Annotated in this window: 17 protein-coding genes and 1 other annotated feature; of the genes, 14 read left to right on the forward strand and 3 right to left on the reverse strand. The window is 41.0% G+C overall.

Annotated features, from left to right (window positions below; genetic code table 11):
• Window positions 1–14: 14 nt before the first annotated feature.
• The 11 genes from rpsE (at window position 15) to rplQ (ending at window position 5761) form a co-directional block, all read left to right on the forward strand.
• Window positions 15–518 carry a 30S ribosomal protein S5 gene (gene rpsE / locus D3P96_RS01090; protein WP_057745204.1) on the forward strand — a complete coding sequence of 168 codons (504 nt, stop codon included), beginning with the start codon at window positions 15–17 and terminating at the stop codon, window positions 516–518.
• Between the two features lie 11 nt (window positions 519–529).
• On the forward strand, window positions 530–715 hold the full coding sequence (gene rpmD, locus D3P96_RS01095) for a 50S ribosomal protein L30 (protein ID WP_022791519.1): 186 nt from the start codon (window positions 530–532) through the stop codon (window positions 713–715).
• A 33-nt stretch (window positions 716–748) separates the two neighbouring features.
• Window positions 749–1183 carry a 50S ribosomal protein L15 gene (rplO, locus tag D3P96_RS01100; protein ID WP_057745208.1) on the forward strand — a complete coding sequence of 145 codons (435 nt, stop codon included), beginning with the start codon at window positions 749–751 and terminating at the stop codon, window positions 1181–1183.
• Window positions 1183–2490: a preprotein translocase subunit SecY gene (gene secY, locus D3P96_RS01105; protein WP_124942572.1), complete on the forward strand. Its 1308-nt coding sequence runs from the start codon at window positions 1183–1185 to the stop codon at window positions 2488–2490. Before rplO ends, secY begins: the two co-directional genes overlap by 1 nt.
• Window positions 2487–3050 (forward strand): adenylate kinase, encoded by a 564-nt coding sequence (locus D3P96_RS01110; RefSeq protein ID WP_124942573.1) that lies wholly within the window; start codon window positions 2487–2489, stop codon window positions 3048–3050. The genes secY and D3P96_RS01110 overlap by 4 nt, the downstream gene beginning before the upstream one ends.
• An 89-nt stretch (window positions 3051–3139) precedes the next feature.
• A complete protein-coding gene (gene infA, locus D3P96_RS01115; RefSeq protein ID WP_057745217.1) occupies window positions 3140–3358 on the forward strand; it encodes a translation initiation factor IF-1 in 219 nt (72 codons plus the stop codon).
• 35 nt (window positions 3359–3393) lie between these two features.
• Window positions 3394–3513, forward strand: a complete 120-nt coding sequence (rpmJ, locus tag D3P96_RS01120) for a 50S ribosomal protein L36 (protein ID WP_057745219.1) — start codon at window positions 3394–3396, stop codon at window positions 3511–3513.
• A gap of 41 nt (window positions 3514–3554) precedes the next feature.
• Window positions 3555–3920: a 30S ribosomal protein S13 gene (rpsM, locus tag D3P96_RS01125; protein ID WP_057745223.1), complete on the forward strand. Its 366-nt coding sequence runs from the start codon at window positions 3555–3557 to the stop codon at window positions 3918–3920.
• 31 nt (window positions 3921–3951) lie between these two features.
• Window positions 3952–4338: a 30S ribosomal protein S11 gene (gene rpsK, locus D3P96_RS01130; RefSeq protein WP_057745226.1), complete on the forward strand. Its 387-nt coding sequence runs from the start codon at window positions 3952–3954 to the stop codon at window positions 4336–4338.
• 52 nt (window positions 4339–4390) lie between these two features.
• Entirely contained in the window at window positions 4391–5335 is a 945-nt protein-coding gene (locus D3P96_RS01135; protein WP_124942574.1) for a DNA-directed RNA polymerase subunit alpha, read from the forward strand.
• Between the two features lie 39 nt (window positions 5336–5374).
• A complete protein-coding gene (rplQ, locus tag D3P96_RS01140) occupies window positions 5375–5761 on the forward strand; it encodes a 50S ribosomal protein L17 (protein ID WP_057745232.1) in 387 nt (128 codons plus the stop codon).
• Window positions 5762–6105: 344 nt separating this feature from the next.
• On the opposite strand, the gene D3P96_RS01145 is transcribed toward rplQ, so the two are convergent.
• The 3 genes from D3P96_RS01145 to D3P96_RS01155 all read right to left on the reverse strand — a co-directional run bounded on the left by D3P96_RS01145 (window position 6106) and on the right by D3P96_RS01155 (window position 8770).
• Window positions 6106–6801 carry a methionine ABC transporter permease gene (locus tag D3P96_RS01145; RefSeq protein ID WP_057745235.1) on the reverse strand — a complete coding sequence of 232 codons (696 nt, stop codon included), beginning with the start codon at window positions 6799–6801 and terminating at the stop codon, window positions 6106–6108.
• Window position 6802: 1 nt separating this feature from the next.
• Window positions 6803–7855 (reverse strand): methionine ABC transporter ATP-binding protein, encoded by a 1053-nt coding sequence (locus D3P96_RS01150; protein WP_124942575.1) that lies wholly within the window; start codon window positions 7853–7855, stop codon window positions 6803–6805.
• A 69-nt stretch (window positions 7856–7924) separates the two neighbouring features.
• Entirely contained in the window at window positions 7925–8770 is an 846-nt protein-coding gene (locus D3P96_RS01155; RefSeq protein ID WP_124942576.1) for a MetQ/NlpA family ABC transporter substrate-binding protein, read from the reverse strand.
• A 125-nt stretch (window positions 8771–8895) separates the two neighbouring features.
• Window positions 8896–9166, reverse strand: a binding site (T-box leader).
• Window positions 9167–9335: 169 nt separating this feature from the next.
• On the opposite strand from D3P96_RS01155, the gene D3P96_RS01160 reads away from it, so the two are divergent.
• The 3 genes from D3P96_RS01160 to D3P96_RS01170 all read left to right on the forward strand — a co-directional run bounded on the left by D3P96_RS01160 (window position 9336) and on the right by D3P96_RS01170 (window position 14178).
• Entirely contained in the window at window positions 9336–10829 is a 1494-nt protein-coding gene (locus tag D3P96_RS01160; RefSeq protein WP_124942577.1) for a nicotinate phosphoribosyltransferase, read from the forward strand.
• Window positions 10830–10846: 17 nt separating this feature from the next.
• Window positions 10847–11671, forward strand: coding sequence for an ammonia-dependent NAD(+) synthetase (gene nadE / locus D3P96_RS01165; protein WP_124942578.1), 825 nt, complete (start codon window positions 10847–10849; stop codon window positions 11669–11671).
• A 77-nt stretch (window positions 11672–11748) separates the two neighbouring features.
• A complete protein-coding gene (locus D3P96_RS01170) occupies window positions 11749–14178 on the forward strand; it encodes a tetratricopeptide repeat protein (RefSeq protein WP_124942579.1) in 2430 nt (809 codons plus the stop codon).
• Window positions 14179–14191: the final 13 nt, after the last annotated feature.

Here is a 14191-nt window from a genome sequence, read left to right on the forward strand (position 1 = left end):
AAGGAGGAAATAAAATGGCTTATATCGATCCAAAAACGCTCGGAGAGCTTGAAGAAAATGTTGTAGCCATCAACCGTGTTACAAAGGTTGTTAAGGGTGGACGTCGTCTACGCTTCGCAGCACTTGTAGTCGTTGGTGATCACAACGGACATGTTGGTTTCGGAACTGGTAAGGCACAAGAAGTGCCAGAAGCTATCCGTAAGGCTGTTGAAGATGCAAAGCGTAATATCGTTGCTATCCCAATGGTTGGTACGACCCTTCCTCACTCTACTTTGGGTGTCTACAGTGGTGGCCGTGTTTTGCTTAAGCCCGCTGCTGAAGGTTCTGGAGTAGCTGCCGGTGGAGCTTCTCGTGCTATTATGGATTTGGGTGGCGTAGCCGACGTGACTGCAAAGTCTCTAGGTTCTGCTACACCAATTAACGTTGTTCGCGCAACTTTTGAAGCAATCAAGTCTTTGAAGAACGCTGAAGAAGTTGCTGAAATGCGTCAGGTCTCACTTGAGCACTTGGCAGATTAAGGAGGCAGAAAATGACCGATCAAGTAAAGGTTACACTTGTTAAGAGTGCTGCTCACCGTAAGCCAAATCAGCGCGCGATTGTTAAGTCACTTGGTTTGAACAAGGTGAACTCTTCAGTCGTATTGCCTGACAACGCAGCAACGCGTGGTGCACTATTTAAGATTGCTCACTTAATTACTGTTGAAGTAGTTAAGTAGTTATTAGATTGCTTTGAAGGAGGTACAACCCTAATGAAGCTTAATGAACTCCAAACAGCCGAGGGTTCACGCTCAGTCCGCAACCGTGTTGGACGTGGTGAATCATCAGGTAATGGAAAGACCGCTGGACGTGGTCAAAAAGGTCAAAAGGCTCGTAGTAAGGTACGCATGGGCTTCGAAGGTGGACAAATGCCTTTGTTCCGTCGTAAGCCAAAGCGTGGATTTACGAACATCAACCGCAAGGATTACGCAGTCGTAAACCTTGATGCGTTGAACAAGTTTGACAATGGTACTGAAGTTACACCAGCATTGTTGGTAGAATCAGGTATCGTTAAGAACGAACTTAGTGGCATTAAGATCTTAGCAAACGGTCAATTGGAAAAGTCATTGACTGTTAAAGCTAATAAGTTCTCAGCTTCAGCCGTTTCAGCAATTGAAGCAGCTGGTGGTAAGACTGAGGTGATTTAATGCTAAAAACCGTGTTCCAATCTCTAAAAGTTAAAGACATTCGTAATAAATTGTTCTTCACTTTAGCGATTTTGGTTGTATACAGAATCGGTGCTCAAATTACCATTCCTGGTATTAATCCATTGGCACTACAGGACGTTGCATCTTCTGGACTCGGCAGCATTTTGAATATGTTTAGCGGTGGTGGTCTTACAAATTATTCATTGTTCGCAATGGGAGTTTCACCATACGTTACTGCACAAATCGTGGTACAGCTCCTTCAAATGGATATTGTGCCACGATTTGTTGAATGGTCAAAACAAGGTGAAGTTGGTCGACGTAAGTTAAACCAAGTGACCCGCTATTTGACTATTTTCCTAGCGTTCGTCCAATCTATTGGAATTACTGCTGGGTTTAATCAACTAAGCCAAGTGAACTTGGTTAGCACGCCTAATGCGCAAACATACATTCTGATCGGGTTTATTTTAACCGCCGGAACTATGTTTGCTGTTTGGCTTGGAGACATGATTACAAGTCATGGTCTTGGCCAAGGTGTCTCAATGTTGATTTTCGCAGGAATTATTGCACGAGTTCCTTCGTCTGTATACAAGTTGTTCAGAGAACATGTCATTGTTAGTGCCGACCAAGCGCGAGGTTGGGCTTTCATGGTTGGAATCTTAATCATCTTTTTGATTGTTGTCGGATTCATCACTTGGTTCAACCAAGCAATCCGTAAGATTCCAATGCAATATACACGACAAGCAAAGGGGTCAGGAAGTACGTCTTACTTACCTTTGAAGGTCAATGTTGCTGGTGTGATCCCTGTTATCTTCGCGTCATCAATTATGGTGACGCCTCAAACGATTTTGCAATTATTTGCAACTAAGTTTGGAGATGCTCCTTGGTACACGACAATCATGCAATACCTAAACATGCAAACTGTACAAGGTGGTATTTTATATACCTCATTAATTGTCTTGTTTACGTTCTTCTATGCCTTTGTCCAGGTTAATCCTGAAAAGGTTGCTGAGAATTTGCAAAAGCAAGGTAGTTACATCGTGGGCGTTCGACCTGGACGCGCAACAGAAAACTGGTTATCTGGTCTTTTGATGCGTTTGTCAGTTGTCGGAGCATTCTTCCTAGGATTTGTTGCATTGACACCGGTCCTAGCTACCCACGCCTTTGGCTTAGATGGTCAATTGGCAATGTCTGGTACATCAATTTTGATCGTTATCGGTGTTGCACTTGACTTAATTCGCCAACTGGAAGGATTGTTAATGAAGCGTCAGTATGTTGGTTTTATTCAAGAAGGAGTCAAAGCAAAATGAGCAAGAATATCGTATTGCTAGGTTTACCTGGCGTAGGAAAGGGTACTCAAGCTGCAAAGATTGTTGAAACTTACAACTTGCCACATATTAGTACCGGTGATATGTTCCGTGAGGCTATGGCTAACGAAACTGAACTTGGTTTGAAAGCAAAGTCTTATATGGATGCCGGTAACCTTGTCCCTGACGAAGTTACTAACGGTATCGTAGAAGAACGGTTAGCTCAAGATGATACAAAAAATGGATTCATCCTTGATGGTTATCCACGTAACATTGAACAAGCTGAAGCTTTAGAACAAATGTTAGCAAAGCAAGGCCGCGATATTAACGCTGTGCTTTACTTTACTGCTGATAATGATGTTCTAGTTCAACGAATGATGGCTCGTGGTCGAGCTGATGACACTCCTGAAGTCATTCAAAATCGTTTGAACGTCAATGGTGAGTTGACAGAACCTATTGCTAAGTTTTATGCGGATAAGGGTGTCCTACACAAAATTGATGGTGCAAAAGACCTAGATGATGTGTTCACTGATGTTGAAACAGTATTGGATAACTTGGGGTAGTAATTCGTAAATATCATATTGGATATTCAAATTCAGTATGGTATAATTACGTGTTACGTTCTCCAATGTCACACTAAGGAGGCAGCAACGTGGCCAAAGATGTTATTGAAATTTCAGGCATTGTGAAAGAAACTATGCCTAATGCCATGTTTACCGTTGAATTGGAAAACGGGGCGACTATCTTAGCTCACGTTTCAGGTAAGATTCGTAAGAACTTTATTCGTATCTTACCAGGAGATCGTGTGACGGTAGAAATGTCGCCATATGATTTGACTAAGGGTCGTATTACGTATCGTTATATTAAGTAATTTAACGGTCAAAAATCCAAGGGGAGGTAAATATTATGAAGGTTCGTCCATCTGTAAAGCCTATGTGCGATCACTGTAAAGTGGTTAAGCGTAACGGTCGTGTTATGGTGATTTGCTCTGCAAACCCTAAGCACAAGCAACGTCAAGGTGCTTAATTGCATTCTTGAAACAATAAAAAATATAGGAGGTAATCGTAATGGCTCGTATTGCTGGTGTTGATTTGCCTCGCGATAAGCGTATCGTGATTGCATTGACATATGTATACGGAATCGGTAACACAACTGCAGAAAAGATTCTTTCTGAAGCTGGTGTTTCTGAAGACGTTCGTGTTCGTGACCTAACTCCCGACCAAGAAGACGCCATCCGTGCCATCGTTGATGGTATTAAGGTGGAAGGTGACTTGCGTCGCGAAGTATCAATGAACATTAAGAACTTGAAGGAAATGGGATCATACCGTGGTCTACGTCATCGTCGTAATTTGCCCGTTCGTGGTCAAAACACGAAGAACAATGCACGTACACGTAAAGGCCCAGCTGTTTCTATTGCAGGTAAGAAGAAGTAATTAATTTTTAAAGGAAGGAGATTACTTGATTATGGCAGGTCGTACAAATCGTAAGCGTCGTGTTAAAAAGAACGTTGAAAGTGGTGTAGCTCACATTCACGCAACGTTCAACAACACGATTGTCATGATTACTGACGTTCAAGGTAACGCAGTATCATGGTCATCAGCTGGTGCTCTTGGTTTCAAGGGTAGCCGTAAGTCTACACCATTCGCTGCACAAATGGCTGCTGAAGCAGCTGCAAAGTCAGCAATGGAAAACGGCATGAAGACTGTTGAAGTAACTGTCAAGGGTCCTGGTTCAGGACGTGAGTCAGCTATTCGTGCGTTAGCCGCTGCAGGTCTTGAAGTAACAGCCATTAAGGATGTTACTCCAGTACCTCACAACGGTTCACGTCCACCAAAGCGTCGTCGTGTCTAATTGTTGATGCAACTAGTTAGCACACAATGCTTTGAAAGGGGTAACAAACAGTATGCTTGAATTCGAAAACCCAAAGATTACACTGGTTGAAGAGGATAGTAATTACGGTAAGTTTGTGGTTGAGCCGCTTGAACGTGGTTACGGAACTACTTTGGGTAACTCCCTACGCCGTGTATTGTTGTCTTCATTGCCCGGTGCGGCAATCAACTCAGTACAAATTGATGGCGTTTTGCATGAATTTTCAACGGTCGAAGGAGTTGTTGAAGATGTCACGCAAATCATCTTAAACCTTAAAAAGGTCTCAATGCGTATCGATAGTGATGATGAGAAGACGCTCGAAGTAAATGTTAATGGACCCGCAACAGTAACTGCCGGCGATTTCGTTGGTGATGCTGATGTTGAGGTCTTGAATAAGGATCAATACATTGCAACTGTTGCTGCTGGTGCTACTTTGCATATGACGGTGACTGCTGTTCGCGGTCGCGGTTATGTTTCAGGTGACCAGAATAAGGATTTGCATGAAGATACGCCTATTGGTGTTCTAGCAATTGATTCAATCTTTACCCCAATCGAACGCGTAAATTATCAAGTTGAAGAAACTCGTGTTGGTCAACGTAACGATTATGATAAGTTGACGATGGATATCTGGACCGACGGTTCATTAACAGCTACTGAAGCTATTTCTTTGGCTGCGCGTGTTCTATCAGATCACTTGAAGCCATTCATTGAATTATCAGAACGCGCTGCTGAGACACAAGTTATGGTAGACAAGGAAGAAACGACAACAAGCAAACATGCTGAAGTTCCGATTGAAGAATTGGATCTTTCTGTCCGCTCATATAATTGTCTAAAGCGTGCTGGAATCAACACAATTCAAGAGCTTACTGATCGTTCAGAAGCTCAGATGATGACTGTTCGTAATCTAGGCCGCAAGTCACTTGACGAAATCCAGGATAAGCTGGCTCAGCATGATTTAGGGTTCCGCAAGGAAGATTAAATTAAATAAATAGAATTCCAAGAAAAGGAGGATACACTCATGGGATACCGTAAGTTGGGACGTACTAGCTCACAACGTAAGGCTATGTTGCGTGATTTAACAACTTCATTGTTGATTAACGGTCGTATCGAAACGACTGAAGCTCGCGCGAAGGAAGTTCGTCGTACTGCAGATAAGATGATTACACTTGGTAAGCGTGGTGATTTGGCTTCACGCCGTAAGGCCGCTGCTTTCATGCGTAATGTCGTTGCAGACGTACAAACGACCGAAGATGATAACATCAAGATTCAAAATGCAGTGCAATTCTTGTTTGACAATGTTGCACCACGTTTTGAAGGACGTGCGGGTGGTTACACTCGTATCTTGAAGTTGGATGCACGTCGTGGAGACGCTGCTCCAATGGTTATCTTGGAATTGGTTGACTAATTTATTAGTTGATTAATAACAAAAAATTAACAATGGAATCTCTCATATCTTTGAGTATAAACCGTTACGATGATGGCTGTCGCCAAGTCTAGGTTGAATGGTGATCTTTGATCATCGCGCTCGCTGATGTGCGAGGTTTTTTTGTATACATAGGTATTTTTGAATATCATCTATTTCAGAGTGCTGACATGTCAATTAAGGTAGACTGTATCGTATAAAACCGGTCTTTACATGCTGAATAACAGCTTGCCAGGCTCGGGTATGTGATGAATAGACATTATGCTTGCTGGCAATAGAAAAAGGACGTCTAACAGTTAAGTTAGACGTCCTTTTATTTATATTGATTAATGATGACTGTAGTGACGTGCAATTAAGTCTCCAACGAATTGAATTAAGACGATGAAGAGCAAAATTAAGATGGTTGCAGTCCACATAACGTCGTTTTGGAATCGTTGGTAACCAGTTACGATGGCTGTTGTTCCAAGTCCACCAGCACCAATGGCACCAGCCATGGCAGTTAGTCCGACCAAGCTAATCATTGTGACAGTTGAAACACGCACAAGTTCTGAACGCCCTTCGCGAAGATAAACATCGTGGATGATATCCCAGTTACTTGCCCCAAATGAACGGGCAGCTTCGACCTTACCATCTGAAACCCCGAGTAAGGCAACTTGTACCTGACGGGCGTAGAATGGGAAGACCCCTAGTGAAAGGGGAACCAATGCGGCTGTTGTTCCAATAGTCGTTCCAGTGATTAATTGTGTCAAAGGTGAGAAGACAACCACCATGATAATGAATGGGATTGCTCGTCCAATTGAGACAACCTTGTCGAGAATTTCGAAAACAGTACGATTGGCACGAATACCGTGCTCATCAGTAATGACAAGCCCGATTCCAAAAGCTAAACCAAGTAGTCCACCGAATACGGCAGCACCTAGAGTCATGTAAAGTGTTTGTGCAATTGAAGTTCCCCAACCAGAGTCACCACCCCAACCAAGGGAATAAACACCAGGGAGATTTGTTTGAATCCATTCTAGCATATTAAGCATCCTCCTTTTCTGCATCAAGTGGTGTGACATGCACACCGTGATCAACTAGGCTTGAAACCGCAGTCCGAATATTCTCATCGGTTCCCTTAAGGACAACGATGGCAAGACCAACGGGTGTCTTAGTAAGAATTTCCATATTTGAATACAGAATGTTCGTTGTAACTTGGTAATCAGCATAGATTGTTGAAAGGAGTGGTTGCGCCGTGTCATTACCAACATAATTGATTTGGTAAAGTTGTTCATCATCTGCCAATGGCTTTTCACTCAAAAGTTCACGGACATTGAGCAAAGCTTCGTCACGGTTTGTGGCCGTGTTAATGAAGTCCTTTGTCAACTTTTGTTGTGGGTTCGTGAAGATTTCAAGTAAGCTACCACGTTCGATGATGGTTCCATCTTCCATAACGGCAACCTTGTTGGCAATTTCCTTGATGGCTTGCATTTCGTGTGTAATTAAAACGATGGTTAGACCAAGTTCTTCGTTAAGGCGCTTTAGAATCCCAAGGATTTGATTAGTCGTCTTAGGATCAAGCGCAGAAGTCGCTTCATCCGAAATCAAAATTTCAGGGTCATTCGCCAAGGCACGGGCAATGGCAACACGTTGCTTTTGCCCACCTGAAAGTTGAGAAGGGTAGTTACTACTACGGTCAGACAAACCAACCAATTCAAGGAGGTGATCAATCTTAGCCTTCTTCTCCGTCTTTGAAAGTTTACTGTGCTTCAATGGTTGCGCGACATTACCGTATACGGTCAATTCATCCATTAAATTGAAGTGTTGGAAAATCATGCCGATATTCTTACGTTCATCGCGCAACGCGTTTGCTGAAAGATCAGTCATCTCAGTTCCGTTTACTTTAACTGAACCAGAAGTAGGACGTTGTAATAAATTAATTGTGCGGACCAACGTTGACTTACCAGCCCCTGAGTAACCGACGATACCGTAGATATCACCTTTTTCAACGGTTAGGCTTTCGTCTTGGACAGCGACGATGGTTTGTTTCTTTTGTTTAAATGTGACATTAATATCTTTTAGTTCAATAACAGCCATATGCGTTCCCCTTTATAAAATATGTATCGGCGCACATATTGCTACATGCGCCGAATCGATTTATGCGAATTAGAACTTCTTGTTCCAAGCAGGAATTTCGGCATCACCGTGTTCCTTCTTCATGGCCTTTTCAGTTGCCTTAGTTTGGTATGCCTTAACGACATCCTTGTAAGCCGTCTTATCAGCCTTGCTCTTCTTAGCGGCAATCACGTTAACCCATTGCTTTGAATCCTTGTTAACTGGTTCAACGTAAATCGCTGACTTCAAGTTAATCTTAGCTTCTTGCGCATAGTTAGTGTTGATCACAGCGCCTTGAACGCTCTTTGACTTGAAGGCACCAGCAACTTGATCAGCTGAAAGTTCCTTAATCTTGATGTCCTTCTTGTTTTGCTTAATATCCTTAGTTGTTGGCAACTTTGTATCCTTAAGCTTAATCAAACCTGCACTTTCAAGAACCTTCAATGAACGACCTTCGTTTGTTGGGTCATTCGGAACCGCAATGGTATCCCCCTTCTTAAAGCTTGAAGCCTTCTTGGCATCATTTGAGTACAAACGGATTGGCGTGATGAACGTATCACCAATGGCCTTAACCTTGTTACCATTGTGGTCATTCCAATCATCCAAGAAGTAGTGGTGTTGGAATGCGTTCAAATCGATTGAACCATCGGCAACCGCCTTGTTAGGTTGGTTGTAATCAGTGAACGTCTTTGTCTTAATCTTGATGTTGTACTTATCCTTGGCAGTCTTAGCAACTTCCTTCCAGATATCAGTTTCATCAGATCCAACTAGACCAACGGTGACAGTCGTAGGCTTGCTGTCCGCATGAACTGGTGTACCAGACACAAGTGGGGCAGCTGCAGAAGCAGCGATAAGGGTAGTTGCGGCGATAGTTCCAAACTTAATAAACTTTGACATAGATATAACTCCTTTTCCTATAAAAATATCTAAATAAATGCGACTTAAGAGACATGAGGCGAATTGCAGGAAAAGTGGGTAAAAAAAAGACCCGTTCCTACACGTACTTTGATTAACAAAATACATATAGAAACGGATCTTCCGTGTTACCATTCTACTTTACCTAGAAAATTGCTCTTCTAGACCTCGGCAACGAGCGGGCAGTGAGCGATATGATGCTATGCCGATTCGTGTGTCTTGTAACGTAGACCAATACGTCGTTAACTTACAGTCTTGCTGCTCATCAACGCCAATCACAGGCCATTTTCAATTCAAACATCATGTAACAACTCCCACCTAACGTTGTTTTCTCTGAGACATGTGTTTTAAATTTACTTTCCTGCTCAACTTGTTTCTCTTAATTTCCTTGATTTGTATACTAGATGATAATGCAAGTAATGTCAAATACTTTTTTTAATTTAATGATAGTTGGCTCATGTTATACTTTTCACAAGCGAATGTGGTAAAATATATTACAAGATTTATTTATATGGAATTCAATCAAATTTATCAATGGAGACTTATCATGACAAATCAATATCCCGACGATAGTTTAGCGTTGCATACAGACGCCTATCAACTTTCAATGATGCAAACTTATTTTCTAGAAGGCATCCATGAACGTCAGGCCGTCTTTGAAATGTATTTCCGTAAGATGCCTTTTGAAAATGGTTATGCTATTTTTGCCGGGCTCGAACGTGTGCTCGACTACTTGAACGGACTACACTTCTCAGCAACTGATATTGCTTATCTACGGGAATGTGGCGAATTTGACTCAAGCTTTATCGATTATTTGGAAAACTGGCAATTCAAAGGAACTGTCCGCGCACCTATGGAAGGTGAGCCAGTCTTCAATAATGAACCCATTCTGCAAGTTGAAGGAAATGTTTTCGATGCCCAATTGATCGAAACGCCTTTGTTAAATATTGTAAATTACCAGACACTGATTGCAACTAAGGCTGCGCGTATTCGCACGGTCGTCGGCAATCAAGGTCTATTAGAGTTCGGTACGCGTCGTGCCCAAGAGATGGATGCAGCATTGTGGGGAACCCGTGCGGCCTATATCGGTGGGTTTGACGCAACGTCAAATGTCCGCGCTGGAAAGTTATTTAACATTCCTATCTCAGGAACACATGCGCACAGTTTGGTGCAAACTTACCGCAGTGATTATGAAGCTTTCAAGGCTTACGCGGAAACACACCGTGATGTGGTCTTCTTAGTCGACACATATGACACATTGCATTCTGGTGTCCCAGCAGCAATCCGTGTTGCCAAGGAATTTGGTGATAAGATTAACTTCCAAGGCGTCCGCATTGACTCAGGTGATATGGCGTACCTTTCAAAGGGTGTCCGTCACATGTTGGATGATGCTGGCTTCCCAGATGCTAAGATTTACGCATCAAACGACTTAGATGAAGAAACCATCACAAGTTTGAAGCGCCAAGACGCCAAGATTGATGTTTGGGGAATTGGAACGAAGTTGATTACTGCTTATGACCAACCTGCTTTGGGTGGCGTCTATAAGGTTGTATCAATTGAAAATGATAAGGGTGAGATGGTTGATACCATTAAGATTTCTGGATCAGCCGAAAAGATTTCAACACCAGGTAAGAAGCAAGTATGGCGCATTACCTCTAATAAAGATGGTAAGTCACAAGGTGACTACATTGCCTTGAGTGATGAAGACCCACGTGATTTGCCAGAAGGGCTTTACATGTTCCACCCTAACTATCCATATTTGAATAAGACCGTTAAGGATTACACGGCTCGCCCAATTTTGCATGACGTTGTGGTTGACGGTGAAGTCGTTTATGAATCACCAGCGGTTAAGGATATTCGTCAATACTCACATGAAGCCTTGCATGCACTATGGCCAGAGTACCGTCGTGATTTGAATCCACAAGAATACCCAGTTGATTTGTCTAAGAAGGCTTGGGATAATAAGATGGCATTGATTGATGATATCCGTGCCTATGTTAAAGAACTTTCAAGTGAAAATGAAAACTTGGAGAAATACTAAAAAAGGAAGCAAATGCTATGCGTGAAAAGCAACAAGAAATTATTAATGCATTAGGGGTACAACCAGAAATCGATCCAGCCAAGGAATTCCGCCGCTCAGTTGATCTATTGAAGGGTTACCTCCAATCAACGCATTTGAAGACGTATGTACTTGGTATTTCCGGTGGGCAAGATTCTACCCTAGCAGGTAAGATGGCGCAAACTGCCATTGCTGAATTGCGTGAAGAAACGGGTGACGCTGAATATCAATTCATCGCCATGCGTTTGCCATACAACGAACAAGCTGATGAGCAAGATGCCTTAGACGCGATTGCTTGGCAAAATGCCGATAAGACCATCCGTGTGAACATTCAAGCCGTTACTGAAGACACCGTAAAGGAAGTTGAAGCGAACACGGTTGAAGTTTCTGACTTTAACAAAGGAAACATCAAAGCCCGTCAACGTATGATTTTCCAATACGCTGTTGCTGGTCAATATGGTGGCCTTGTTGTGGGAACGGATCACGCTGCCGAAGCGGTGACTGGTTTCTACACGAAGTTTGGGGATGGTGCCGCTGACATCACGCCTTTGTATCGTTTGGACAAGCGCCAAGGTCGCCAAATTCTTGAATATTTGGATGCCCCAAAGCATTTGTATGAAAAGACACCAACGGCCGATCTTGAAGAAGACCGTCCTGCTTTGCCAGATGAAGTGGCATTGGGTGTAACTTACACAAACATTGATGACTATCTTGAAGGTCGGGAAGTGCCTGAAGATGTTGCAGAAAAGATTGAAAATTGGTATGCCAAGACGGAGCACAAGCGTCAAGGCCCTGTCACTGTGTTTGATACGTGGTGGAAGTAAAATAGATTAAAAAATAACGACCTAGCAGATGCTGGCCGTTATTTTTGTATAGATATGTGAACAATGGGAGATGAATTATGAGTGAAGAAAAGCAAAATGAAGAACCACAGAAAGATGCGGAATATTACTTTAAGTTAGGTAATGACCAATTTGACAAAGGCGACTATGATGGCGCAATAGAGTCATATAATAAGGCAATAGAGTTGGATGGCAATGATCCGGATTACTTCAATAACAAAGGGATTGCTCAAAACAATAAAGGTGATTATGATGGCGCGATAGAGTCATATAATAAGGTCATAAAGTTGGATGACAGTAATCCGTTCTATTATAATAACAGAGGGAATGCACAGAAGAATAAAGGTAATTATGATGATGCAATAGCGTCATATAATAAGGCAATAGAGTTGGATGGCAGTAATCCGGATTACTTCAATAACAAAGGGGTTTCTCAAAACAATAAAGGTGATTATGATGGCGCGATAGAGTCAAATAATAAGGCTATTGAGTTGGATGACAGTGATCCATTCTATTATAGCAACAGAGGGAATGCACAGAAGAATAAAGGTAATTATGATGATGCAATAGCGTCATATAATAAGGCAATAGAGTTAGATGGCAATGATCCGGATTACTTCAATAACAAAGGAAATGCTCAGCAGGGAAAAGGTGATTATGATGATGCAATAGCGTCATATAATAAGGCAATAGAGTTGGATGGCAGTGATCCGGATTACTTCAATAACAAAGGGATTGCTCAGCGGGTACAAGGTGATTATGATGATGCAATCACGTCATTAAATGAGGCAATTAAACTGTATAATAGTAATCCAAATTACGGTAATCCGGATTACTTCTTTAGAATTGGGAATGCGCAGAGTAATAAAGGATATGCTCAGAGAGCTAAGGGAGATGCTAATGAGGCTAAAAAAGATTATGATGACGCAATAGCGTCATATATTGAGGCGATTAAGTTGGATGATGAGAATCCCGAATACTATAACAATAAAGGTAATGCACATTATTATAATAAAGATTATGATGACGCAATAGCGTCATATAGTGATGCAATTACGCGGAATGATAATGAGGCAATTTACTATAATAATAGAGGTAATGCATACTCTAACATTGAAGAAAAAGGGGCACTGGCGGCAGTTTCAGATTGGTATAGATCATTCGAATTAGAGGAAAGAAGAGATGTTAAGGATGAAAAGGCCGAAAAAATTTATAAATATATTGTAAAAAATAATATTTCCAATGCATATGGTGAATCATTGGAAATGTTAGGTTATATGTTAAGTAGTGCAAGTTTTTTTGATGTTGATTTTAAAAATTCTGAAATAAACAAACAGATTGACAACTTAGATGTCGATGAAATCACTGAAAAAATAAAAAAATCCAGCTTGGATACTTATAATAAGCATTTAATACCGCTACTTTCTGATTTAAAGAACTTTGAAAATGAAAAGGAGTATATCAAAACTATATTTTACTTTTTAACGTTAGTTAAGGGATTTAAAAAAAATAGACATCGGGCCGCAGTGAAAAGAGTAAAACCCAATAAGCACAAAGAAAATCATTCGTTTTTCCAGTATACCTCTGTTGATGTCTTGAAAATATTTTTAGGATTAAATGGGGAGGATAATTCTAAAAATGATATTACCTTGAGATTAAATAACACAAATTATATGAACGACCCGACTGAAGGAAATTATTTTTTAAGAGATGTTCTGAAAGCCAAAAAGGGAGTCAACAAGAAAAGCATAAATCAATTGATTAAGGAGTTGATTAAACAAGACGATAGTCATGCTTTTATAGCATCTTTAACTTTCACCAAAAAAGATGATATTCCAATGTGGAATATGTATGGTCGGAATGGTAAAGGAGTTGCAATAGGACTGGAATTACCAGATAGTATTTTTGAACAGACTACGGGTCAAAATGAAACTATGTCAAATACTAGTGTTGAAGATCAGTCAACCCAGACGCAAAATAGTTTTTCAAAAGTAAGTGGCAGTGAGAAGGAACATGTGGATGAAAAGTCATTGCTTTATAAAATTTACTATTATGGAGAAAAGGGTGGCACTTCCAAAAATAAAAAAGAAGCAGACAAATTGCTTAAAAAAATTAAATGTGTATTTAATGACTTAATAGATGTGTATGATAGCTTAAAATCTCTACCACAGCCTAAAAATGAAAAAAAGAATGTAGAAAATGTTATTGAGTTTATTCAATGGGAGTTTGATCGGATTAAATTTTTGATTAAGGATAAACAATATCAGTATGAAGATGAGTATCGAATTTTAAGATTGACAAAGGATTATAAAGAAGCTGAACATGATCAAAATGACCCACGATTGTTTACAAAAGTTAAAGGTGTAAAAATGCGTGAAGTTATTTTTGGTGCTGAATCGGACAGTGCATCATATTGGACACCAGTAATTTATCAAATTCTAGGTGATGATGTAGAAGTCAGAGATTCTGACACAAGCATCAAATTCTAAACCGACATAAGTA

The organism is Weissella viridescens (genome assembly GCF_003862435.1).
Lineage (GTDB): Bacteria > Bacillota > Bacilli > Lactobacillales > Lactobacillaceae > Weissella > Weissella viridescens_A.